Annotated in this window: 22 protein-coding genes; 17 read left to right on the top strand and 5 right to left on the bottom strand. The window is 54.1% G+C overall.

Annotated features, from left to right (window positions below; genetic code table 11):
• Positions 1-36: 36 nt before the first annotated feature.
• From nadD to EQM14_RS08220, 5 genes are all read left to right on the top strand, one after another.
• Positions 37-651: a nicotinate-nucleotide adenylyltransferase gene (gene nadD / locus EQM14_RS08240; RefSeq protein WP_128742497.1), complete on the top strand. Its 615-nt coding sequence runs from the start codon at positions 37-39 to the stop codon at positions 649-651.
• Positions 641-1,210: a bis(5'-nucleosyl)-tetraphosphatase (symmetrical) YqeK gene (gene yqeK / locus EQM14_RS08235; protein WP_128742496.1), complete on the top strand. Its 570-nt coding sequence runs from the start codon at positions 641-643 to the stop codon at positions 1,208-1,210. The genes nadD and yqeK overlap by 11 nt, the downstream gene beginning before the upstream one ends.
• Positions 1,211-1,237: 27 nt before the next feature.
• Positions 1,238-1,591, top strand: coding sequence for a ribosome silencing factor (gene rsfS, locus EQM14_RS08230; RefSeq protein ID WP_128742495.1), 354 nt, complete (start codon positions 1,238-1,240; stop codon positions 1,589-1,591).
• A 63-nt stretch (positions 1,592-1,654) separates the two neighbouring features.
• A complete protein-coding gene (leuS, locus tag EQM14_RS08225; RefSeq protein WP_128742494.1) occupies positions 1,655-4,060 on the top strand; it encodes a leucine--tRNA ligase in 2,406 nt (801 codons plus the stop codon).
• Positions 4,061-4,132: 72 nt separating this feature from the next.
• The gene (locus tag EQM14_RS08220) at positions 4,133-4,618 is read left to right on the top strand and encodes a hypothetical protein (RefSeq protein ID WP_128742493.1); all 486 of its coding nucleotides are present in this window, start codon (positions 4,133-4,135) and stop codon (positions 4,616-4,618) included.
• A 131-nt stretch (positions 4,619-4,749) separates the two neighbouring features.
• Here the strand turns inward: EQM14_RS08220 and EQM14_RS08215 are convergent, their stop codons facing one another.
• The gene (locus EQM14_RS08215) at positions 4,750-5,028 is read right to left on the bottom strand and encodes a DUF1294 domain-containing protein (protein ID WP_128742492.1); all 279 of its coding nucleotides are present in this window, start codon (positions 5,026-5,028) and stop codon (positions 4,750-4,752) included.
• Between the two features lie 17 nt (positions 5,029-5,045).
• On the bottom strand, positions 5,046-5,411 hold the full coding sequence (locus tag EQM14_RS08210; protein ID WP_128742491.1) for a zinc ribbon domain-containing protein: 366 nt from the start codon (positions 5,409-5,411) through the stop codon (positions 5,046-5,048).
• A gap of 71 nt (positions 5,412-5,482) precedes the next feature.
• Here EQM14_RS08210 and EQM14_RS08205 point away from each other — a divergent pair, with 71 nt between their 5' ends.
• On the top strand, positions 5,483-6,772 hold the full coding sequence (locus EQM14_RS08205; RefSeq protein ID WP_243112471.1) for a glycoside hydrolase family 10 protein: 1,290 nt from the start codon (positions 5,483-5,485) through the stop codon (positions 6,770-6,772).
• Here EQM14_RS08205 and mtaB read toward each other — a convergent pair.
• The gene (mtaB, locus tag EQM14_RS08200; RefSeq protein WP_128742489.1) at positions 6,736-8,061 is read right to left on the bottom strand and encodes a tRNA (N(6)-L-threonylcarbamoyladenosine(37)-C(2))-methylthiotransferase MtaB; all 1,326 of its coding nucleotides are present in this window, start codon (positions 8,059-8,061) and stop codon (positions 6,736-6,738) included. The genes EQM14_RS08205 and mtaB overlap by 37 nt on opposite strands.
• Before the next feature lie 128 nt (positions 8,062-8,189).
• Here mtaB and EQM14_RS08195 point away from each other — a divergent pair, with 128 nt between their 5' ends.
• A complete protein-coding gene (locus tag EQM14_RS08195; protein ID WP_128742488.1) occupies positions 8,190-8,438 on the top strand; it encodes an HPr family phosphocarrier protein in 249 nt (82 codons plus the stop codon).
• A 43-nt stretch (positions 8,439-8,481) separates the two neighbouring features.
• Here EQM14_RS08195 and abc-f read toward each other — a convergent pair whose 3' ends face one another.
• Both abc-f and EQM14_RS08185 read right to left on the bottom strand, forming a co-directional pair.
• On the bottom strand, positions 8,482-10,383 hold the full coding sequence (abc-f, locus tag EQM14_RS08190) for a ribosomal protection-like ABC-F family protein (protein WP_128742487.1): 1,902 nt from the start codon (positions 10,381-10,383) through the stop codon (positions 8,482-8,484).
• 112 nt (positions 10,384-10,495) lie between these two features.
• The gene (locus EQM14_RS08185; RefSeq protein ID WP_128742486.1) at positions 10,496-10,933 is read right to left on the bottom strand and encodes a hypothetical protein; all 438 of its coding nucleotides are present in this window, start codon (positions 10,931-10,933) and stop codon (positions 10,496-10,498) included.
• A gap of 113 nt (positions 10,934-11,046) precedes the next feature.
• Between EQM14_RS08185 and EQM14_RS08180 the strand changes: the two genes are divergently transcribed.
• The 10 genes from EQM14_RS08180 (at position 11,047) to EQM14_RS08135 (ending at position 23,056) form a co-directional block, all read left to right on the top strand.
• Positions 11,047-11,841 (top strand): sugar phosphate isomerase/epimerase family protein, encoded by a 795-nt coding sequence (locus EQM14_RS08180; RefSeq protein ID WP_243112470.1) that lies wholly within the window; start codon positions 11,047-11,049, stop codon positions 11,839-11,841.
• Between the two features lie 56 nt (positions 11,842-11,897).
• Positions 11,898-12,359 carry a transcriptional regulator NrdR gene (nrdR, locus tag EQM14_RS08175; RefSeq protein ID WP_128742485.1) on the top strand — a complete coding sequence of 154 codons (462 nt, stop codon included), beginning with the start codon at positions 11,898-11,900 and terminating at the stop codon, positions 12,357-12,359.
• Between the two features lie 206 nt (positions 12,360-12,565).
• Entirely contained in the window at positions 12,566-13,291 is a 726-nt protein-coding gene (gene pyrH, locus EQM14_RS08170; RefSeq protein ID WP_128742484.1) for a UMP kinase, read from the top strand.
• The gene (frr, locus tag EQM14_RS08165; RefSeq protein WP_128742483.1) at positions 13,288-13,842 is read left to right on the top strand and encodes a ribosome recycling factor; all 555 of its coding nucleotides are present in this window, start codon (positions 13,288-13,290) and stop codon (positions 13,840-13,842) included. The genes pyrH and frr overlap by 4 nt, the downstream gene beginning before the upstream one ends.
• Before the next feature lie 5 nt (positions 13,843-13,847).
• The gene (locus EQM14_RS08160) at positions 13,848-14,555 is read left to right on the top strand and encodes an isoprenyl transferase (protein WP_128742482.1); all 708 of its coding nucleotides are present in this window, start codon (positions 13,848-13,850) and stop codon (positions 14,553-14,555) included.
• The gene (locus tag EQM14_RS08155; RefSeq protein ID WP_128742481.1) at positions 14,556-15,377 is read left to right on the top strand and encodes a phosphatidate cytidylyltransferase; all 822 of its coding nucleotides are present in this window, start codon (positions 14,556-14,558) and stop codon (positions 15,375-15,377) included. It begins immediately after the preceding gene.
• 47 nt (positions 15,378-15,424) lie between these two features.
• Complete coding sequence (locus EQM14_RS08150; protein WP_128742480.1) at positions 15,425-16,579, top strand: 1-deoxy-D-xylulose-5-phosphate reductoisomerase; 1,155 nt, start codon at positions 15,425-15,427, stop codon at positions 16,577-16,579.
• Positions 16,580-16,582: 3 nt separating this feature from the next.
• Positions 16,583-17,659 carry a M50 family metallopeptidase gene (locus tag EQM14_RS08145; protein WP_243112469.1) on the top strand — a complete coding sequence of 359 codons (1,077 nt, stop codon included), beginning with the start codon at positions 16,583-16,585 and terminating at the stop codon, positions 17,657-17,659.
• Positions 17,656-18,702 carry a flavodoxin-dependent (E)-4-hydroxy-3-methylbut-2-enyl-diphosphate synthase gene (gene ispG / locus EQM14_RS08140; RefSeq protein ID WP_128742479.1) on the top strand — a complete coding sequence of 349 codons (1,047 nt, stop codon included), beginning with the start codon at positions 17,656-17,658 and terminating at the stop codon, positions 18,700-18,702. Before EQM14_RS08145 ends, ispG begins: the two co-directional genes overlap by 4 nt.
• Before the next feature lie 13 nt (positions 18,703-18,715).
• On the top strand, positions 18,716-23,056 hold the full coding sequence (locus EQM14_RS08135; protein ID WP_243112468.1) for a PolC-type DNA polymerase III: 4,341 nt from the start codon (positions 18,716-18,718) through the stop codon (positions 23,054-23,056).
• Positions 23,057-23,076: the final 20 nt, after the last annotated feature.

Raw genomic sequence — 23,076 nt, 5'->3', positions numbered from 1 at the left:
TATGATAAAAAAACAAGGGAGTTCCGGGTGAAAACAATGCAGAAACTAGCGGTCTTTGGCGGAACCTTTAATCCGGTCCATAACGGGCATCTGCATTTGGTCCGCCAGTTCGCGCAGAGGATCGGGGCGGACCGCGTCCTGCTGATTCCCACAAAAATTCCGCCGCATAAAGTCATCCGGGATTTGGCGCCGGCGCGGGACCGGCTGGAGATGTGCCGGCTTGCGGTGGAGCGGGACGGATTTGAGGTCAGCGCCATCGAGATCGAACGGGACGGCCCGAGCTATACCTCCGACACGCTTTTGGCTGTGAAGCGGGAGAATCCCGGTTCGGAGCTGTTTTTCATTACGGGGGAGGACATGTTTCTGACTTTGGGGAAGTGGCACGAACCGGAGAAGATTTATTCTTTGGCAACGGTCTGCGCCGCGCCGCGGAGCGAACGTGGGTGCGAAGCGCTGAACGAATATGCGGAAAGAGTCGGAAGGGCGGGGGCGAAAACGATGATCTGCGATATCGAATTTTTGCCGATTTCTTCCACAATGGTTCGGAATGCCGCTCGGAAAAAAGAAAACCTTTCCGCTTATGTCCCGCAGGCGGTCGCCGATTACATTTACCGACATCACCTGTATTCGGAGGAATCATATGAACTTTGAGTCCTATCAATCAGCGATCCGAACCCTTCTGGGGGATCAGCGTTACGAGCATTCCGTATGCGTTTCCCGTGCGGCGGCTCAGCTGGCCCGTCGGTACGGCGCGGACGAAAAGAAGGCGGAGACCGCCGGGATCCTTCACGACATCATGAAGGACCTTCCCCGGGAAGAGCAGAGAAACCTCATGGACCGGTATGGCATCCGTCTCACGGAAGTGGAGCGGTGTGCCCCGAAGCTGTGGCATGCGATGCTGGGCGCGGAATACATCCGCCGGGAATTGGGCGTAACCGATCCTGAAATCCTGCAGGCCGTACGTTATCACACAACGGGACGGGAGAACATGACACTTTTGGATAAAATTCTGTTTATCGCCGATTTTATTTCGGACGACAGGGATTACCCCGGCGTGGAGCGGATGCGGGAAGCCGCGAGGAACAGTCTTGAAGAGGCCATGATCGCGGGGATCGTCTTCACGATCAAGGATTTGGCCGATGCGAAACGGCCGATCCACCCCGACACCATCGCGGCCTATAACCATACGATTTTGCAGAATCAATCTTAGAAAACGGAATCAGAAAGGTTGTTGGGAATGACGTCACTGGAACTGGCCGCAAAGGCTGCGAAAATATTGGACAGCAAAAAGGCGAAGGATCTCAAGATCATCGGAATCCGGGATGTGTCGATCCTTGCCGATTATTTTGTCCTGGCAACCGGCACCAGCAGCACGCACGTAAAGGCGCTTGCGGATGAAACGGAATTTCAGCTTGAGGAATCCGGGCTCAAACCCGGCCATAAGGAAGGATACCGCTCCAACTCCTGGGTCCTGCTTGACTACGGGAATGTAGTGGTCCATGTTTTTACAGAAGAATCCAGAAAATTTTACGATCTGGACAGGCTTTGGCAGGATGGAGAGATTGTGTATCTATCCCCATATTTAAATTGACTTTCAGCGCGGCGGAGTTCCTTTGCCGCGCAAAATGATACAAATTTAGGGGCGTATGAATCAATGAAATATGATCACAGACCAATTGAAAAAAAGTGGCAGGACCGCTGGGAAGAAGCCGGGGTTTTTCACGCCTCCGACCGTCATGACATGCCGAAATACTACACGCTGATCGAGTTTCCCTATCCATCTGGGCAGGGACTCCATGTGGGACACCCGCGGTCGTACACGGCAATGGATATCATCGCGCGCAAGCGGCGCATGCAGGGTTACAACGTTCTGTATCCGATCGGCTGGGACGCGTTCGGGCTGCCCAGCGAGAACTATGCGATTAAAAATCATGTGCACCCGGCTGAGGTGACCAAAAAGAATGTGGCCCGCTTTAAGGAGCAGCTGAAATCCCTGGGCCTGTCGTTCGATTGGACGCGCGAGATCAATACGACCGATCCGGAGTATTATAAATGGACCCAGTGGATCTTTTTGCAGCTGTTCAAGCACGGCCTCGCCTATAAAAAAGAGATGGCGGTCAACTGGTGCACCTCCTGCAAATGCGTCCTGGCCAACGAAGAGGTTGTCAACGGCGTTTGCGAGCGCTGCGGAAGCGAAGTGGTCCGCAAGGTAAAATCGCAGTGGATGCTGAAAATCACGGAGTATGCGCAGCGCCTCATCGACGATCTCGCACTGGTGGATTACCCGGACCGGGTCAAATCGCAGCAGATCAACTGGATCGGCCGCTCCACGGGCGCGGAGGTCGATTTCGCCACGACGGCGGGGGATCAACTCACCGTTTACACCACGCGGCCCGACACGCTCTACGGCGTGACCTACATGGTCGTTTCCCCGGAGCATCCGCTCCTCGAAAAATGGAAGGGAATGGTCAAAAATCCGGACGAGGTTTCCGCCTATCAGGAGGAAGCGTCCAAAAAGTCGGATTTTGAGCGCACGGAAGTCGCAAAGGACAAAACCGGGGTCCGGCTGGACGGAATCAGCGCGATCAACCCGGTCAACGGGACGGAAATCCCGATTTTCATTTCCGACTATGTTCTGGTCTCCTACGGAACCGGCGCGATCATGGCTGTTCCGGCGCACGATACCCGCGACTGGGAATTCGCCAAAAAGTTCGGTCTTCCCATCATCGAGGTCGTCAAAGGCGGCAGTGTACAGGAAGAGGCCTTTACAGACTGCGGAACCGGGATTCTGGTCAACTCAGGGATCCTGAACGGGCTTTCGGTCGAGGAAGCAAAGAAAAAAATCATTGATGCTCTGATCGAAAAGGGGATCGGGCGCGCGAAGGTCAACTTCAAGCTGCGCGACTGGGTCTTCTCCCGCCAGCGCTACTGGGGGGAGCCGATCCCGATCGTCAAATGCCCGAAGTGCGGCTATGTGCCCGTTCCTGAAAGCGAACTGCCGATCCGGCTGCCGAACGTCAAGTCCTATGAGCCGACCGACAACGGTGAGTCGCCGCTGGCCCACATGACGGATTGGGTCAACACCACCTGCCCGCACTGCGGCGGCCCGGCGCAGCGCGAAACCGACACCATGCCCCAGTGGGCCGGTTCTTCCTGGTATTTCCTGCGGTACACCGACGCGCACGACCATGACGCGCTCGCGTCCCAGGATGCGCTGAAATACTGGACTCCGGTCGACTGGTACAACGGCGGGATGGAGCATACGACGCTTCACGTGCTGTACAGCCGCTTTTGGCACAAGTTCCTTTACGACATCGGCGTCGTGCCCACTCCGGAGCCGTATGCCAAGCGGACCAGCCACGGGATGATCCTCGGCGAAAACGGTGAAAAAATGAGCAAGTCGCGCGGCAACGTTGTCAACCCGGACGATATCGTCCGTGAATACGGCGCCGACACGATGCGCCTTTACGAGATGTTCATCGGCGATTTTGAGAAGGCCGCGCCGTGGAGTACCAACGGAATCAAAGGCTGCCGCCGCTTTGTCGAGCGGTTCTGGAACCTTCAGGACATCGTCTGCGGAGGGGATGAAATCCGCAGGGAGCTGGAAGTGCCGTTCAACAAGGCAATCAAAAAGGTCGGAGAAGACGTTGAAAACCTGAAATTCAACACGGCCATCGCGGCTCTGATGTCGCTGATCAACGATGTTACGGCGGCCGGCTCCATTACGAAAGGAGAACTCAGAACTTTCACTCTCCTTCTGAACCTGTTCGCTCCCCATGTCTGCGAGGAGGTCTGGGAAAACCAGCGATTCGGCGGCATGGTCTGCCAGCAGGAGTGGCCGGAATTTGACGAGGCGAAATGCGTGGATGAAACCATCGAAATCGCCGTCCAGGTCAATGGCAAGGTCCGCGCGCGGCTGACGGTCCCGGCGGACATCGCGAAAGAGGACGCCCTTTCCCAGGCGAAGGCGAACGGTAAGATTTCCGCTGAAATAGAAGGGAAGAAACTGGTTAAGGAAATTTATGTCCCGGCGAAACTGGTCAATCTGGTTGTTCGGTAACTGATTTTTTTCTGCGGGGTGATAGGGTTGTTTTCAAATATTCCTGTATGCCTCCGGATTGCGTGCATTTGTGTGCTGGCATTGCTGATTGCCGGATTTGAGAGTTCCTGTTCTGCAAAAGCTCCTTTCGACAGTGAGCCGGTCGGCTCTGTATCTGTTTCTTCTTCTCAACCGGATCATGGTCAGCAAGCGTCTGACTCTCTCCGTGAGGAAAAATTCATCGCGTATCTCAGCCGCTGTGATTGCAAGTCGGGAACCGTTGCGGCTGATCGAGTGGAATGGGTTACGGCTTCCGATCAAAAGCGTATGGAAGAACTGCATTTAACCCAAGACGATATGCCGGATGGATTTTATATTTATAATTCTAAAAAGGAGACAAATCCCATAGAGATTGCAAAGGATGCGAAAATCAGCATTTTCAGAGACACAAGCGGCACGCCGTTTCAATCGGACCTAAACGGATTGGCGGACAGAATTTCCGCATCATCGACTTCTGTGTTTTGGCTGACAATTCAAAATGGTGTGGCCAGCGCTGTAGAAGAACAATACTTGCCGTAGATAAAAAACCAAAAATAAATATTACTATTTTGCAAAATGCGCTTTGAATAGATTAAAATCTTTCAAAGCGCATTTTTGTGCGATAAGCGCGGCGATTACGCCGCGTATTTTTTTCATCGGCTGCTTCATGGCTACTTTAAGAATCGAAATCCAACATACAGAAGGAATCCCTGCACGGTCATAATTGCCGGGATCCCAACCATGAATTTTGCGTGTTTTGTCTTGTGGCGGATCAAAAGCATGGTGAGCAGCATCGCGGGGGAGCCGCCGAGAGCGGAAAGAAGCAGGAGCCTGCTTTCCGGAACCCGCCACAAATGACGTTTTGCCCGGTGTTTATCCAGAACAACGGCCGCCGCCGCGGCAAGATTAATAATAATCAGATAGGAAGTCCAATATATATAATCAGGCATCGTTTTTTCCTTTATCCTTACAGCTTTGCCCCACAGTGCGGGCAGTAGCGGCTCTCCGGGTCAACCTGTGTTCCGCAGTTCGGGCAGAACCGCGCTGCACGCCCTGCCACGCGGAAGACCGCGTCCGGATCGATTTCGGCGGAGGGGTCGCGCTCGATCCGCCTGCCTTCCTCCCGGTTGATTTCATATACCGCGCCGCAGTTGGGGCAGGAGACAAAATATCGTTTTCCAAAACGGAACAGAGGCAGAAAGAAGAAGGTAAACTGGCGGTAAACGCATGTGACAAGAGCTCTGCTTCCCCGGATGGAACAACAGGGGAAAAAGCCGCAGTCTCGCAGGCCGAGTTCCCTTGTACCGCTGGTAATTCCAATGATGAAAAACATGCTGCCACCTCCGAGAGCCTTATTCTACACGATAATCCCGTTCCTGTCAAATGATGGAAAGGATGAAAAAAATGGTAATCAGACTGTTTAACCGGCACAGTATTTTTGTTTGCTTTTTTCTCCTTGCGGTTGTGATCGCAGTCACCATGGCGGTCAACTTAAACCGCAGCCAAACCGTTTCCGGATCTTTGTCCGAGGTTTCCGGATCAGCCGGCGCGGCCGGTGCGGTTTCCTCTGTGGAAGCCGCCGTTCAAAATTTGGGAAGCACGGATGAGATGCGGGCGGTCTGGGTGCCCTATCTGAGCCTGAATATGAGCAGGGACGACGATAAAAGCGAACAGGCTTTCCTGAAAAAGTTCAACACGATTGTCGGAAATGCGAAAAAATGCGGCATGAACACTCTGATTGTCCAGGTAAGGCCTTTCGCGGATGCGCTCTATCCGTCCTCCTATTTTCCGTGGAGTCATGTTGTCGGCGGAACGCAGGGAGTCAATCCGGGGTATGACCCTTTGGCAGATATGGTAAAAGCCTCCCATCAGGCCGGGCTGAAAATTCAGGCGTGGGTGAATCCTCTGCGGATCCAGGTTTCCAATACGCCTTCGATTTTAGCGGTGAACAATATCTACAACACCTGGAAAAATGATTCCGGAAAATCCGACTGGGCGGTTGACTTTGAGGGCGGCAAATATCTCAACCCGGCTTACGACGGCGTCCGCCGGCTGGTTGCCGACGGCACAAAAGAAATTGCCCAAAAATACGATGTGGACGGAATTCAATTCGACGACTATTTCTATCCGACGCAGGACGCATCGTTCGACCAGACGGCGTATGCCGCGTACAAGACGTCCGCCGCTAAAACCGGAACGCCGATGGCGCTGGCCGACTGGCGGCAGGCCAATATCAGCGCAATGGTCTCTCTGGTGTATCAGGAGATAAAATCCGTCAAACCTTCCATGCCGTTTGGAATCGCGCCGCAGGGCAATGTCCAGAACGACCTGGCGATGGGTGCGGACGTCACGGAATGGTGCTCCGTATCCGGATATGTGGATTATATTTGTCCTCAGCTTTATGTAAACTTTGAAAATCCGGTTCTGCCGTTCGACACTGCTGCAAAAACATGGAGGCAATTGGTCACCGGCAAAGACATCAAATTATACTTAGGGCTTGCGGTCTATAAGGCGGGTTCCGACGCGGACAGCGGCACATGGAAAGACTCCAGCGGAATCCTGGCCAGCCAGGTCGAATACGGGCGCCAGACCTCCTGCGACGGCTTTATGTTCTATTCCTCCGATTATCTGGACAAAGACCAGACCAAGCAGGAGGTTCAGAACGTTGTGGAAGCTTTGGCGCGCTCGCCCTGAACCGGTTCCGCAAGACAGAAGTCCTCCGTAGCTTCGGAAATATGGACCGGCAGGATTTTTCCGCGGAGGTCTTCTGCGCTGTGCGTTCTGACTGGCGTGTAATTCGCCGTGTAACCTTCGTAGACGCCGGCGGAGCATTTTTGCTCAAACAGGACGGACTCCGTCAGCCCGCGTTGGCTCTGCAAAAAAGCCGACCTCGTTTTTTGGGCGGCTTCGATCATGCGGCGGCTGCGGTCCTCTTTCCCTTTCGGGTCCACTTGTCCCGGAGCGCGGTCGGCGGCGGTGCCGGGCCGCCGGGAGTAAGCGAAAACATGCGCCTTTGCAAAACCGATTTCTTCCAGAAATGCTCTTGATTTCATGAATTCCTCTTCGGTCTCACCCGGAAATCCCACCATGATATCCGTCGTGATGGCCGCGTTTGCGAATTCCCGGCGCAGGTTGGATACGATCCCGCGGTATTCCTCCGTGTCGTAATGACGGTTCATGCGTTTTAAGGTTTCGTCGCAGCCGCTCTGGAGGGAAAGATGGAACTGCGGGCAAAGTTTTTCCTGACGCCGCATCCTCGCGATTACGGATTCATCCAACTGCTCAGGTTCCAGGGAACCGAGCCTGACACGCCGGATTCCCTCCGTCGCGCAGGCGGCTTCCACCGCGTCGCAGAGTGTCAGGCCTAGGTCCTGGCCATAAGCGGACAGGTTGATTCCGGTTAATACTACTTCCAGGTATCCTCCGGCAGCCAACTCCCTCAGTTCAGCTTTCAGCTCGGCCAGAGGCTTGGAACGCACCGCACCTCGCGCATAGGGGATGATGCAATAAGAGCAATACCGGTTGCAGCCGTCTTCTATTTTCAGAAAAGCGCGGGTCCGTTCAAAAAAACCGTTCGTGCTCATCGGTTCGAATTTTTCGTCTTTTTCATGGGGGACAATATCGACGATCCTCCGGCGGTCCCTTAAGAATTTCTGCAGGTCCGGCAGGAGGGAGGAACGGTTGGAGTTTCCCAGAACGATGTCGGCTTCGGCTAGCTGGTCGTCCGCCGCCCCGGGAAACGCCTGCGGCAGACATCCGGTCGCAATCAGAACGGCGTCCGGATTTTCCCTGCGTGCCTTGTGAAGCATCTGGCGCGTTTTCCGGTCGCTCATCGACGTCACCGTGCAAGTGTTCAGGATGACGACGTCGCTTTCCTCCAAAGGGCCGCATTCGGTAAAACCGGCCGCTTGCAGACGGTTCAGCAGAACCTGGGATTCATATTGATTGACCTTGCATCCAAGGGTAATGACGGTTACTTTCATTTGCACACCTTTAAAAAGTAGATATTTTGTTTTACCTTAATAAAAAATCTATTAGGCAGATTGAATATTGACCTCTTGTCAAATTTGATATATATTTGTACTGATAAATTACTAAGGGAGGTAACTGTATGTACACGTCTTCGATTCTTCTTTCCAGCATTGAAGCAGTGAAAAAATTTGTAACATTGACAAACAGTTATAATTTTCCGATCAATCTTGCTACCGACAAGTACAAAATCGATGCAAAATCGATTATGGGAATTTTCAGCCTTGATTTGTCCAAGCCGTTGAAAATCGAAGTCGACAGCAATAATGCGGATGATTTTATCAGGCAGTTACAACAGTTCCAATGTGATCCCATACCGGTAAAAGCTTAAAATGAGAGGTACAGCGCGGCCCGAAAAGACCGGCGCTGTTTTTTTATGCCTCCTGGCTTTGGGAGAGCCGGCTCCATTCCTCGAAAAGCTTTTCGTTTTCCGCTTTCATCGCGTCGATTTTTTCCGTTAGTTCCATTGCCGCCTGGTAGTCGCTCGCGGTGGCGGGATCGGAAAACTTTTCCTGCAAATCCGCGATTTCAGTTTCGTTTTGCTCGATCTGCCGTTCCAGGCGAAGAATGGCGGATTTTTGTTTCCGAAGAGCTGCTTCCTGCTTTTTTTTCATTTTGTAGCCGCTGTCCCCGCGGACTTCACGGACGAAAGGATCGGATCGCTCTCCCTTGACCCGGTCCAGATATTCAGAGTAGCTTTCGCCGCAATCTTCGACTCCCTCGGGCTTCAGAGCATAGATCCTGCTGGCAGTTTTATTGATGAAATACCGGTCGTGGGAAATGACGAACAGAGTTCCGTCGTAATCCTTCAGTGCGGCTTCCAGCGCTTCGCACGACGGGAGATCAAGATGATTGGTCGGCTCGTCCAGCAAGAGAAAGTTGGCCTGGGAAAGCATCAGACGCAGCAGCAGGACTCTTGCCCGTTCGCCGCCGCTGAGCGCGGAGGTCTGCTTGAAAACGTCGTCCCCCTGAAACAGGAAAACCGCGAGCGCGCTGCGGACCTGTGTTTCCGTCATCCGGGGATAATAATCCCAAATTTCATCAATGACCCGCTTTTCCGGATTCAGTCCGGTTTGCAGCTGGTCGTAGTAACCGATTTTCACGCCGGTCCCGATACGGCAGAACCCATGGTCGGGGGAAATCTGGCCGAGCAGCACTTTGAACAGGGAAGTTTTGCCGCAGCCGTTCGGTCCGATCAGAAAGATCCGGTCTCCGCGGTGGATGTCAAACGAAACGTTTCGGAACAGGCGGTTTTCCCCAAACGACAGGTCAAGCCCTTTTGTTGTCAGCACGTCGTTTCCGCTGCGCGGGCCGGTTCCGAAATGGAAACAGAGCGCCTCCTCCTGAGCGTCCGGTTTTACAAGCGTCTGTTCCAGCCGGTTAATCATCTTCTGCTTGCTTTCCGCCGTTTTGATATTTTTTTCGCGGTTCCATCTGCGCTGCTGTTCCACGATGCCTTCGAGCCGGTTGATTTCCTTTTTCGTATTCTCATAGCTTCGCCTTAAAGACAGTTCCTTGTGATCTTTTTGTTCCGAATAGGAAGTATAGCTTCCTTTGTAAAGACTTAATTTGTGATTCTTCAGTTCAAAAGTCCGGTTTGTCACCCGGTCCAGAAAAAAGCGGTCGTGGGAGATGACCAGAAATGCCGCTTTGGAAGAGAGGAGAAATTCCTCCAGCCATTCGACGGACGCAAGATCGAGATGGTTGGTCGGCTCGTCGAGCAGCATCAGGTTGGCGCCGCTGAGAAGCAGTCTGGCCAGCTGCAGTTTTGCGCGCTGCCCGCCGCTCAGCTTTCCCACAGGAACCCCGGCCTGTTCCTCCGCGAAACCAAGGCCAAGGAGGGCGGAACGGGCCCGGCTTCGGAATGTCAGGCCGCCGTTCGCGATAAATCGGTCGTTCAGGGCGGTCTGGCGTTCCACCAGGGCGTCTAGGTTGTCCGCGGCGCCGCTTCGCAGGGTCCGCCCGATTTCCTCCAATTCGCGCTCCTGGGAAATCAGCGGCGAAAACACCGTCAGAACCTCGTCGACCGCGCTCCGGTCCAGGTCGCGGCAAACATGTTGCTCCATATAGCCAAGCGCCGTTTTGCCTGCCATGGAGATGGTTCCCGTATCCGGATTCAATTCTCCTGCAATCAATTTAAACAGCGTCGTTTTGCCGGAGCCGTTGCTTCCGATAAGACCGACCCTGTCGTTTTCCTGTATTTCAAAAGAAACGCCGTTCAAAACCGTTTGGGTCCCGAACGACTTTGCCAGATTTCCAACACTGAGGTAGCCCATGCAATGCCCTTCCTATGTACTGCGGACCCGCGCAGAACGCGGCATTCCCGCTTTTTCCTTATTATAACGGAATCGAGGGTCGAAATCAAGCGGACAGACGCCGCCTGCATTCTTACAGGTATTGCTTCAGAAGGTCGATGTTCCTTTGCCCCGCGTCCAGGAACTCTTCCGCAAGCTTTCGGCTTTCCGTTCCCTCGTCGGCGGACAGGTTCATCGTTTTGGCCAGATCCTTCATCGCGGCATCCGTGCAGTGAATGGCGATCTGCGCGATATGGGGAGCGCTCTTGTTCCAGAAAGTGTCCGTTTTAATGGAGCCGCGGAGAACCCGCTCCATTAAATCCGGCTGTTCGATGGGATCCAATCCGTTTTTCCGGAGAAGCTCGGCGGACCGCGCTGCGGCGGTGCGGTATGCTTCCCGCTGCCGTTCCACCTGGTACTTCAGATTTTCATCCCGGATGACCGGAAGGACCAGCTCGGCCGCTTCCATGCTTAACCGGGAGACCCGTAACAGTTCCGCGGTAATCAGATTCCTTTTTTTCTTTCGCTTCATTACAGCCTTCCTCCCGGTTCTTGACCAAATAATAGGATGCCCGGATGCAAGGCGGTTTAATCTGGACTTTTCACCCCGTCGGCGATATGATATAATCATTTAGAGGTGGTTTTATGAAGGCTGGCATTTCTACTGCCTGTTTGTACCCCATGCTCTTGGAAGACGCTTTTTCCACATTGCTGCAGTTGGGATTTCATGAATTTGAAATCTTTATCAATACATTCAGTGAACTGAAACCGGATTTTGTCAGGGATCTCCGGCTGAAAGCCGCGGATACCGGCAGCCGCGTCAAGTCGCTGCATCCATTTACTTCCGGCTATGAAAGCTTTCTCCTTTTTTCCGATTACGAAAGAAGGTTTCAGGACGGGCTGGAATTTTACAAACGCTACCTGGAGGTCTGCAACTTGCTGGGAGCCGATTTTCTCGTCCTTCATGGCAAAAGGAACGACAAGCATTCTCCGGTTTCAGAGGAGCAGTATTTTGACCGGTACGGAGATTTATTTCAGCTCGGCAGGAAATTCGGCGTCACGGTGGCACAGGAAAATGTCAATCAGTTTCTGAGCGACGATCCTGCTTTCCTTTTAAAAATGAAAAAATACTGCGGCCAGGACTGCGCGTTTGTGCTGGACATCAAGCAGGCGGTCCGCGGCGGGCAGGACCCGTTCCGGCTTTGCGCCGCGATGGGGGATCAAATCGTCCATGTGCACATGAATGACAACAGGCCCGGTTTTGACTGTCTGCTTCCCGGCTGCGGGACCATGGATTATCCGGCGCTGCTGCGTCTTCTGAAAAGTTTTCACTACAGCGGAGACTTTATTATTGAAGTATACCGGCACAACTTTAACCGTTTGGAAGAACTGCTTGCGGCGAAACGGGTGGTTGAAGAATTAACAGGAAGGATTTCATAGTTTCGCTTGATATTGATAAGGAAAATTGGTATAATAAGCCAGAGGTGATCCGACCGATGAAGTGCCCATATTGCGGTTACGCAGAAAGCAAGGTAATTGATTCCCGCCCGACGGATGAGGGAGAACGGATTCGCAGACGCAGGGAATGCCTGAAATGTTCCAAGCGCTTTACCACCTATGAGGTGATTGAGACGGTGCCCATCATCGTAATCAAAAAAGATAAATCCAGAGAGGCGTTCGACCGCAATAAGCTGATGAACGGCCTTTTGCGCGCCTGTGAAAAGCGCCCTGTCTCCATCGAAACGCTGGAAAAGATCGTCGACGAAATCGAGAACATGCTTCAAAATTCGCTGGACCGTGAAATTCCGTCGAGCCTGATCGGCCAGTATGCGATGGAAAAGCTGAAAACGGTGGACGAAGTGGCCTATGTGCGCTTTGCCTCTGTATACCGCCAGTTTAAAGATGTCAACACGTTTATGGACGAGTTGAATCGGATCATAAAGAGCAAATCTAAATAATCCGTTTTTCACCGCTTGGGAAACGGATGTCCAGCCGCCAATTGTGAAGAAGTTGGGCGGCTGTTTTTATGACCGGCTGAAAAAGGTTTTCCAGGGTTGTCTTTGTCAGCCGCAACCTGGCAAGAATAACTATATTTAGCGATGAAACGCTTTACTTTGCACAATCCATCATGTAAAATAAGAGAAACTGAATAGGAGTGTTGGAATTGCAGCCAAAATATAAAAGAATATTGCTCAAGCTCAGCGGCGAAAGTCTGGCCGGAGCCAAGACCCACGGGATCGATTTCGACAGGGTCCTGGAAATCTGCAAACCGGTCAAGGAGTGCGCCGAAATGGGAGTGCAGATCGGCATTGTTGTCGGCGGCGGAAATTTCTGGCGCGGGCGCAGCAGCGGAAAAATGGACCGGACGCGCGCGGATCATATGGGAATGCTCGCCACCACGATCAATGCGCTCGGCGTGGCGGACGCTCTGGAACAGCTCGGCGTCCAGGTCCGCGTCCAGACCGCCATTGAGATGAGACAGATCGCGGAGCCGTATATCCGCAACCGCGCGGTCCGGCATATGGAGAAGGGAAGAGTTGTGGTGTTCGGCTGCGGCACGGGAAACCCTTTCTTCTCCACCGATACGGCCGCGGCTCTCAGAGCTGCCGAAATTGACGCGGATATCGTTCTGAAGGCCACCATGGTGGATGGGGTTTATGACTGTGATCCCAGGACAAACAAAAACGCGGTCAAGTTCAGTTCCCTTTCCTTTCTGGATGTGCTCAACCGCGGGCTTCAGGTCATGGACAGCACCGCCGCTTCGCTTTGCATGGATAACCACATACCGATTCTGGTTTTCAGCATTGACCAGCCGGAAAATATTATCCGGGCGGTCTGCGGAGAACCGATCGGAACCATCGTAAAAGATATAAAGGAGGATGAGTCATGAAAGAAATATTGTCTGATGCGGAAAGCCGTATGAAAAAGAGCGTTTCCGTCCTTTCGGGTGATTATGGCGCGATTCGCGCGGGCAGGGCCAATCCCGCCGTGCTGGATAAGATCCGGGTGGATTATTACGGATCACCGACCCCGATCAGTCAGGTTGCCGCCGTTTCCGTCAGCGAAGCGCGCGTGCTGACCATTCAGCCATGGGACATTTCTCTCTGCAAGGTGATCGAACGCGCGATTGAGACTTCCGACCTTGGCATCAATCCCCAAAGCGACGGCAAGGTGATCCGGCTCACGTTTCCTCAGCTTTCGGAAGAAAGGCGGCGCGACCTGGTCAAGGAGATCGGCAAAATGGCGGAAGAGTGCAAGGTGGCGATTCGCTCCATCCGGCGCGATTCCATGGAGAAGCTGAAAGCGAAGAAAAAAAATTCCGAACTGACGGAAGACGATTTAAAGACTGCCGAGAAACAGACGCAGGAGCTGACCGACAAATACTGCAAAGAAGCGGACCAGGTTTTGGAAAATAAGAAGAAGGAAATTTTGGAGATATAGAATCGATGTCGATGAAGGAATTGCCTGCACATGTTGGGATCATTATGGACGGCAACGGCCGCTGGGCAAAGAAACGGGGGCTTCCCCGGTCCGCCGGCCATGCGGCCGGCGCGGCGGTCTTTAAAACCATCGTCCGTTACTGCAGCAAAATCGGAATCCGGCATTTGACGGTTTATGCTTTTTCGACGGAAAACTGGAAGCGGCCGCAGGATGAAGTCCTTACCCTGATGAAGCTGTTTAAGCAGTATCTCAGCGATGCGCTCACGAATTTTTTGGATGAAAACATTCAGGTCCGTTTTCTGGGTGACGAGACCGCCTTCGATCCCCGTCTGAGAGAATTGATCGACGAAACCGCAGAGGTTTCCAAAAACAGAACTGGCATGGTTCTCAATATTGCGCTGAACTACGGCGGGCGCGCCGAGATTCTCAATGCGGCGAAGCTGTTGGCTCAAGACGTTCAAGATGGAGTTCTGTCCCCGGAAAAAATTGACGAAAAGGCTTTTTCACAAAAATTATATACGGCCGGCCAGCCCGACCCGGATCTGATCATCCGCCCGAGCGGAGAGAAGAGAATCTCCAATTTTCTTCTGTGGCAGTCCGCTTATTCGGAATTTATTTTTATGGATATTCTCTGGCCTGATTTCAGGCCGGAGGATTTGGACCGGGCACTGGAACTCTATGCCGCCCGCAACAGGCGTTTCGGAGGGATTTGATTGAGAACGAGAATTTCTTCGGCAATTACCTTGACTATCTTTTTGGCTGCGATCGTCATCTGCAACAGCACGCTTCCGCTTGCCTTGAATTTTGCGATTGGGCTTATCTCCGTTCTCGCGGTCAATGAGATCATCACCGCGCTGGGTCTTGCCAAAAATCTGATTCTTCTGATTCCGAGCCTGCTTTTTTCAGCGGTATTTCCGTTTCTTTCAACTCCTTTCCGGCATGATGTCGCGTATTTTTTATATACCGTCGTAATCTTCGCCGCGCTGATTTTTTACCATTCCGAAATTACATTCCGTGAAGTCGGAGTCATCTACAGCATGTCCCTGCTGATTCCTTCCGCGTTGGGAACCATCATCAGCCTCCGGGATATCGGCGGCGAGCACGGCATGTTTTATGTGATCATCGGGATCTTTTCCGCATGGACGGCCGATGTCGGCGCTTTTTTTGCCGGGACTTTTTGGGGGAAACACAAACTCTGTCCTACGATCAGCCCCAATAAGACCATTGAGGGTGCGGCGGGCGGCCTTCTGCTCAATACGGCCGCGATGCTGGTCTTCGGCTACTTGTTTCACGCGATCTATTATGCCTACAGCGTCCGGGTTTCCTATCTGCCCCTCTTGCTGATTGGCATTTTTGGAACGGTGATCTCTATTTTGGGGGACCTCAGCTTTTCGCTGATCAAACGAAGCTGTCATATCAAGGACTTCAGTGAAATCATCCCGGGACATGGCGGGATTCTGGATCGTTTTGACAGCGTGATCTTTGAAGCTCCTTTCGTTTATCTCCTTGTGCAGGTTCTTCCCATTGTTCAGTGAGTATTTTGCCGCGGGATTGCAATAATCGAAACATTTGGTGAATAATAATGAAACAACCTTTATCTGTTCTTGGTTCCACGGGGTCTATCGGCACCCAGACTTTGGATGTTGCGCGCGGCCTTGGTCTGAAAATCTGCGCGCTGGCGGCTGAGAAGAACGTCGCTTTGCTGGAGCGGCAGATCAGGGAATTTCATCCGCAGGTCGCCGCGGTTTTTGATCCGGCCGCCGCAAAACAACTGAAAACGGCGGTCAGAGACCTGCCCGTCCGGGTAGTGCAGGGAATGGACGGCCTGTGCGAAGCGGCCTGCCTGCCAACGGCAGGCCTTGTTTGCAATTCCGTTGTCGGAATGGTCGGCTTGAAGCCGACGCTTGCCGCCGTCCGTGCCGGAAAGAACGTCGCGCTTTCCAACAAGGAAACTCTTGTGGCCGGCGGGGCCCTGGTTATGCGGGAGGCAGAGGAACACCATGTCAAAATCCTTCCCGTCGACAGCGAGCATTCCGCCGTGTTTCAATGTTTGCAGGGCAGCCCGGGAAAGCGGGCGGTGCGCCGTATTATCCTCACGGCCTCCGGCGGGCCTTTTTTTGGAAAGAGCTCCGAGGCGCTTCGTGATGTGACGCCGGAACAGGCGCTGAAACATCCGAACTGGCATATGGGACCGAAAGTAACCATCGATTCTGCCACCATGATGAACAAGGGCCTTGAAGTGATCGAAGCTTCCCGGCTGTTTGACGTAGCGGACGACAGAATCGACGTCTTGGTGCAGAGGGAAAGCGTGATTCATTCGATGGTGGAATTCCAGGACCGGTCCGTGATCGCCCAGATGGGTGTGCCGGATATGCGTCTTCCGATCCAGTACGCCATCACCTGGCCGGAACGGCTTCCTTCCCAGACGGAGGAGCTCGACCTTGCGGCATACGGTACGCTGAGCTTCGCAAGGCCGGATGAAAAAACCTTTCGCTGCCTTGCAGCCTGCCGGCGCGCGCTGCGGCGCGGCGGCCTCGCGCCTGCGGCGGCGAACGGGGCGAATGAAGCCGCGGTAAAGCTGTTCCTGGATCACCGGATTTCCTTCTGCGAGATCGGCGACCTGGTATGGGAAGCGACGGAACGCCAACCGGATGTGGAACAAGTGAAAGAGATGGAAGAAATTCTGGAAGCGGATGCGCGGGCGCGCAGTTACGTTTACCATACAGTGAATCCCTGAGAGGTGAGTGTCATCATAAAAGCAATTCTGATTATCATCGCGGTTCTGTTGTTTGGCTTTATGATTTTTATCCACGAATTCGGTCATTTTTTCACGGCGAAGTTATGCGGGATCCGCGTCAACGAGTTTGCGATCGGAATGGGTCCCACCCTGTTTCATAAGCAGGGAAAAGAAACCCGCTACTCCCTGCGCCTGCTGCCGATCGGCGGATTCTGCGCCATGGAGGGGGAGGACGAGGAGAGCGGGGACGAACGCTCCTTCGGGAAAAAGCCGGTATGGAAGCGCCTGCTGGTTGTCGTGATGGGCGCCCTGATGAATATTTTGCTCGGGCTTGTTTTGATGATGACGATTCTGGGGCAGGAAACCGCGTTTTCCTCCACCACGATTTCACAGTTCGATCAGAACTCCGCTCTTCAGCAGGCCGGCCTGAAACGGGGAGACGAATTTGTCTCCGTCGACCACTACCATATCTATGGGGACCGGGATCTGAGCTTCGCTCTTGCGACGGCGAATCCCGATTCCGTCGACATCGAAGTGCTGAGGAACGGCAAAAAACTTGCGTTTGACAACGTGAAATTCAACAGCCGCAAAGTGAACGGAAAAAATTATCTGACCCTCGATTTTTATGTGATGCCGATAAAAAAGAATTTCGGCACGCTGATTACCAAATCCTTTCAGGATACGGTATCCACCGTCCGTATGGTCTGGTACAGCCTGGTCGGATTTGCGACCGGCAAATTTGGATTCAACGATGTCGCCGGTCCGGTCGGGGCGGTCAGCGCGATCAACCAGGCGGCTTCCGCGGGGCTTGCCCAGAGCTTTGTCGCAGGCCTTGACAATATTCTCTATATGATTATGGTCCTGACCGTCAACCTCGGCGTGGTCAATTTGATGCCGTTCCCGGCGCTGGACGGAGGCAAAGTTCTGTTTTTGCTCGTGGAAGCAATTCGCCGCAAGCCTCTGCAGCAGAAATATGTCGGAATTGTGGAGACGGCGGGTTTCTGCCTTTTGATGGGCTTTATGGTGGTTGTGACTTACAGCGATATTTTGAGGCTGATCACCGGAAAGGGCTTGGGCTGAACGTGAGAATCTCAAGAACGGTTCATGTCGGTCCCGTCGCCGTCGGCGGGGGAGCCAGAATCACAGTGCAGTCGATGCTGAACCGGCCCGCGGGTGACATTCCGGGGAATGTGCGGCAGGCCGAAGCGCTGGAACGCGCCGGATGCGAGATCCTGCGCGTCGCGGTGCCGGATGAAAACGCGGTGAAACTGGTGCCCGCGATCAAAAAAGCGGTGAAGATTCCCCTTGTGGCGGATATCCATTTTGACTACCGGCTTGCACTCGCGTGCGCGGAGTCGGGGGTGGATGCCGTGCGGATCAACCCGGGAAATATCGGTTCGGACGGACGCGTCCGGGAAGTTGCCGCAGCCTGTTCCGAACGCGGAATTCCGATCCGGATCGGCGTGAACTCCGGTTCGCTGGAAAAGGACCTGCTGGCGAAATACGGAGGACCGGCTCCGGAAGCGTTGGCGGAAAGCGCCCTGCGACACGCGGCCTTGCTGGAAAAATCCCATTTTGAAGATATTGTCATTTCCATTAAATCGTCCGATGTGAACCGGATGATTCAGGCGAACGAACTGGTCGCGGGCCAGTGCGGCTATCCGCTCCACCTCGGCGTGACGGAAGCCGGCAGCGAACGGATGGGAATCATGAAGTCTGCGATCGGCATCGGCTCCCTGCTGCAGAGGGGAATCGGAGATACGATCAGGGTTTCCCTGACGGCCGATCCAGTGCGCGAGGTGGCAGCCGGAATCGACCTGCTCAAAGCGCTTTCTCTGCGCGGCGGCATTCGGATCGTCTCCTGCCCGACCTGCGGCAGGACCAAAATAGACCTGATTTCCATTGCGGATGAAGTGGAAAAGCGTCTTGCCGGTTCTCAAAAGGATTTGACGGTAGCTTTGATGGGTTGTGCGGTCAATGGACCGGGAGAGGCGCGGGAAGCGGATATCGGGATTGCCGGGGGCGACGGAGCCGGGCTGATTTTTAAAAAGGGCGAAATCGTCCGCAGAGTCCCGGAGGATAAGCTGGTTGAAGCCCTGCTGGGGGAAATCGACCAAATGTAAAGGATGAAGGTCATTGAAGAAGTTTGGAGATTTTTTTCATGAATACATAGATGTTTCACGGCTGCCGGAACCGGTCCGCGAAGGGGCGATCGCTTCCCTCCAGATTGATTCGGCCGTCAGGACGCTCACGGCCAACGTCCTTTTTCCGGCCTTGGTGGAGCGGAACGTACTGGACCATGTGGAACGCAGCATTGTTTCCTGCAAGCCGCTCCGGCTCTCCAAAGCCTGCGTGAAACCAACCTTTCCGCAGGCTTCTTTTTCAACCGATTATTATCCGAGCTTGATTGCCGAATTGAAACGCCGGGAGGCGAGCCTGAACGGAACTTTTACGGATTCCATTGCGGAACTGAAAGATGGCAGGCTTCTGATCACTTTAAAACACGGCGGCGGAGAGATTCTGAAGACCCGCCGCGTGGATCGGCTTCTTTCCGGACTGATCCGCGAGGAGTTCGGACTCAGCCTTGCCGTTGAATTCGGCGGTGTTCTGGCGGCTGAACCGGGGGCCGCCGCGTTCATCAATCGGAAGATCGTGAGGGAAGAGGCGCGCCGCAGGGAAGAGATTACAGAAAATGTGGATTCGGCGGAGCGTTCCCTTCAGCAAAAAACGACCCCAAAAACCATCAGCGTAAGGGAAGGGGAAACCCTTTATCCGACCATCATTCCGGACAGCGCCAGGGAAATTTACGGACATCTGCCGCGCGCCAAGCCGATCCCGATTTCCAAAATCACGCCCGATATCGGAAGCGCCACCATCTGGGGCGAAATCTTTTCCGTCGATCAGAAGGCGACCCGGGACAGGCAGCGGAAAATTTATTCCGTCAACGTGACGGATTACACCGGTTCCATTACGCTGAAGATCATCGAGATGGCGACCCAATGCAAAATGCTGGACACGCTGGCCAAAGGGATGTCCGTTTTAGTTCGCGGAGATGTGGAATACGATAAATACGACCATGAGATCGTCCTCCGGCCCAAGAGCATCGCGACGGTCAGGCAGGTGGAAGTGATGGATGACGCGCAGGAAAAGCGCGTGGAACTGCATCTTCACTCCAACATGTCCGCAATGGACGGGGTCAACTCCGTGTCCGATCTGATCCGCCGGGCGGCAAAATGGGGGCATAAGGCCGTCGCCGTGACCGACCACGGCGTTGTGCAGGCGTTTCCGGATGCGATGAACACCGCGGAGGAATTGAAAAAGAAAGATCAGCCGATCAAAATTCTCTACGGCACGGAAGCCTATTTTGTCAACGATCTGGTGCCGGCCGTCAAGGGCAGCGACAACCGGGAGCTTTCGGGCGAATTCATTTCCTTCGATATTGAAACGACGGGACTGAGCCCTAACGCCGACCGCATTACAGAAATCGGCGCGGTCCGCATCGTGGACGGAGAAGTCAAAGATTCCTTCGACACGTTTGTCAATCCGGAACGCGGCATCCCCGCGAAAATCACGGAGCTGACCGGAATTACGGATCAAATGGTGCGGGACGCTCCGTCGGAGTCCCAGGCTCTGCGGCAATTTTTTGAATTCTGCGGAAAAGACGCGGTGCTGATTGCCCACAACGCGGATTTCGACACATCCTTTATCCGGATTGCCGCCGGGCGGAGCGGATTTGAATTTGAGAACACCTACATAGACACCGTTCCGATGTGCCGCTCCCTTTTAAAGGGGATCAAAAACGCGAAGCTGGACACCGTCGCGAAATATCTGAAGCTCGACCCGTTCAACCACCACCGCGCCTGTGACGACGCCGCGGTGCTCGGGCAGATTTTTTTAAGGCTGGTTCAGCAGCTCAAAGAGGATACCGGCGCGAAAACGGTGCAGGATATCAATAGCTGCCTTGCCGGCGGGGATATCAAAAAAATGAAATCCTACCATATGATTCTGCTGGCAAAAAACCAGACAGGCCTTAAAAATCTATACAAGCTGATTTCCAAATCACACCTGGATTATTTTTATCGAAATCCCCGGATTCCGAAGTCTGAATTATTGAAATACCGTGAGGGCCTTATAGTCGGCAGCGCCTGTGAAGCCGGTGAGCTTTACAGAGCGATTTCCGGCGCGCAGCCGTGGTCCGCCCTGTGCGAAATCGCGTCGTTTTACGATTATCTGGAAATTCAGCCGATCGGGAACAACCGGTTCATGGTGCGGGAAGGGCTGGTTCCGGACGAGGAGAAAATCCGTGAATTCAACCGCACGGTGGTCAGGCTGGGCGAAAAGCTGAATCTGCCCGTCGTCGCGACCTGCGACGTTCATTTCATGGACCCGAAGGACGGGGACTACCGCAAAATCCTGATGCAGGGCCTCGGCTTCAAAGATACGGATGAGCAGGCTCCGCTTTATTTCAGGACCACAAAGGAAATGCTGCGGGAGTTTTCCTATCTGGGCAAGGAAAAGGCATATGAGGTCGTCGTGACGAATCCAAACCGGATCGCGGATGGGATCGAGGAAATCCGGCCGATTCCGGAGGGGACTTTTCCCCCGTTCATCGAGGGCGCGGAGGAGCAGCTCACTGAAATTTCCTGGACGCGCGCCAAGGAACTGTACGGCGATCCGCTGCCCGAACTGGTCCAAAAGCGGCTGGAGCGGGAACTCGGTTCCATCACGAAGCACGGCTTTTCCATCCTGTATATGATCGCGCAGAAGCTGGTTGCGGATTCCGTTGCGCACGGATATCTGGTCGGCTCGCGCGGCTCGGTCGGCTCTTCCTTCGTCGCGAATCTGGCGGGAATCTCCGAAGTGAATCCGCTGGACCCGCACTATGTCTGCCCGAACTGCAAACACAGCGAGTTCATCACCGACGGCAGCATCGGCAGCGGCTTCGACCTTCCGCCGAAGAAGTGCCCCGTCTGCGGAGCGGAGTATAGCCGGGACGGCCATACGATCCCGTTCGAGACCTTTCTCGGGTTCGACGGGGACAAGACCCCCGATATCGATCTGAATTTTTCCGGCGAATATCAGTCGAGCGCCCACCGCTACACGGAGACGCTGTTCGGCAAAGACCATGTGTTCAAAGCCGGAACGATCGCGACGGTGGCCGACAAGACAGCGCTCGGTTTTGTCAAGAAATACGAGGAGGAAAAGGGGCTGGTGCTGCACCGTGCGGAGGAACTGCGCCTCGCGGCGGGCTGCACCGGCGTCAAGCGCACCACGGGCCAGCACCCGGGGGGCATGGTCGTTGTGCCGAAGGGCAAGGAAGTTTTTGATTTCTGCCCGGTGCAGCACCCGGCCAACGACCAGAACTCCGACAGCATCACGACGCATTTCGACTTCCATTCCATCCACGACACCATCTGCAAGCTGGACGAGCTCGGACACGATGTTCCGACCATTTACCGCTATCTGGAGGATTACACCGGCATTCCCGTGATGGACGTTTCCATGAGCGACCCGCAGGTGATGTCCCTGTTCACCTCCACGGAAGCGCTCGGCGTGAAGCCGGAGGATATCGATTCCCAGACCGGCACGTTTTCGCTGCCTGAAGTCGGCACCAGCTTTGTCCGCCAGATGCTGCTCGACTCCAATCCGAAGACTTTCTCCGACCTTCTTCAGATTTCAGGGCTGTCCCACGGCACGGATGTCTGGCTCGGCAACGCGCAGGAACTGATCAAGAACGGGACCTGCACGATTTCGGAGGTCATCGGAACGCGCGACAGCATCATGACATATCTGCTCCATAAAGGGCTGGAACCGAAAATGGCGTTCAAGATCATGGAGATCACCCGAAAGGGCAAGGCGCCGAAGCTGCTGACCGAGGACTACATTCAGGCCATGAAAGATCACGGCGTGCCCCAGTGGTACATCGACTCCTGCATGAAGATCAAGTACATGTTCCCCAAGGCTCACGCCGCGGCCTACATGATTTCGACCCTTCGGCTTGGATGGTACAAGGTCCACCGCCCGGTGGAATACTATGCCGCTTACTTCACCGTGCGCGGCGAGGATTTCGACGGCGCGCTCGTGATGCAGGGCAGGGAGGCGGTGCGGCGAAAAATGAGCGAAATCGCCATGAAGGGCAAAGAAGCCTCCGCCAAGGAGGAATCCGCCTATTCCACGCTGCAGATCGTCAATGAGATGCTGGCCAGGAAAATCGAAGTCCTTCCGCTTGACTTGCACCGGTCTGACGCGAAGAAGTTTCTGGTGGAGGACGGAAAGATCCGGCTTCCGTTCCTCTCGCTTTCCGGGGTCGGCGAAGCCGCCGCAAACAGCCTTGCGGAAGCCGGGAAAAAGGGACCGTATATCTCCGTGGATGACCTGCAGGGCAGGTCTAAAGTGTCAAAATCCGTCATTGAAACCTTTGAAACGGCCGGAGTGCTGAAAGATTTGCCCAAGAGCAGCCAGATGTCTCTGTTTTAGTTGACAACAGTATTTTAGTA

This window comes from Caproiciproducens sp. NJN-50 (assembly GCF_004103755.1).
Classification (GTDB): domain Bacteria; phylum Bacillota; class Clostridia; order Oscillospirales; family Acutalibacteraceae; genus Caproicibacter.
The sequence above is the reverse complement of the archived record's forward strand: the minus strand, read 5'-3'. Positions and strand labels throughout refer to the sequence as shown.

Coding starts and splice junctions, on each gene's coding strand:
- nrdR (WP_128742485.1), top strand. CDS start 11,898: ATGAAGTGCCCATATTGCGGTTACGCAGAAAGCAAGGTAATTGATTCC.
- leuS (WP_128742494.1), top strand. CDS start 1,655: ATGAAATATGATCACAGACCAATTGAAAAAAAGTGGCAGGACCGCTGG.
- abc-f (WP_128742487.1), bottom strand. CDS start 10,383: ATGGGCTACCTCAGTGTTGGAAATCTGGCAAAGTCGTTCGGGACCCAA.
- rsfS (WP_128742495.1), top strand. CDS start 1,238: ATGACGTCACTGGAACTGGCCGCAAAGGCTGCGAAAATATTGGACAGC.
- nadD (WP_128742497.1), top strand. CDS start 37: ATGCAGAAACTAGCGGTCTTTGGCGGAACCTTTAATCCGGTCCATAAC.
- EQM14_RS08150 (WP_128742480.1), top strand. CDS start 15,425: ATGAAACAACCTTTATCTGTTCTTGGTTCCACGGGGTCTATCGGCACC.
- yqeK (WP_128742496.1), top strand. CDS start 641: ATGAACTTTGAGTCCTATCAATCAGCGATCCGAACCCTTCTGGGGGAT.
- mtaB (WP_128742489.1), bottom strand. CDS start 8,061: ATGAAAGTAACCGTCATTACCCTTGGATGCAAGGTCAATCAATATGAA.
- EQM14_RS08185 (WP_128742486.1), bottom strand. CDS start 10,933: ATGAAGCGAAAGAAAAAAAGGAATCTGATTACCGCGGAACTGTTACGG.
- frr (WP_128742483.1), top strand. CDS start 13,288: ATGAAAGAAATATTGTCTGATGCGGAAAGCCGTATGAAAAAGAGCGTT.
- EQM14_RS08160 (WP_128742482.1), top strand. CDS start 13,848: ATGTCGATGAAGGAATTGCCTGCACATGTTGGGATCATTATGGACGGC.
- EQM14_RS08205 (WP_243112471.1), top strand. CDS start 5,483: ATGGTAATCAGACTGTTTAACCGGCACAGTATTTTTGTTTGCTTTTTT.
- EQM14_RS08210 (WP_128742491.1), bottom strand. CDS start 5,411: ATGTTTTTCATCATTGGAATTACCAGCGGTACAAGGGAACTCGGCCTG.
- EQM14_RS08180 (WP_243112470.1), top strand. CDS start 11,047: ATGAAGGCTGGCATTTCTACTGCCTGTTTGTACCCCATGCTCTTGGAA.
- EQM14_RS08215 (WP_128742492.1), bottom strand. CDS start 5,028: ATGCCTGATTATATATATTGGACTTCCTATCTGATTATTATTAATCTT.
- EQM14_RS08195 (WP_128742488.1), top strand. CDS start 8,190: ATGTACACGTCTTCGATTCTTCTTTCCAGCATTGAAGCAGTGAAAAAA.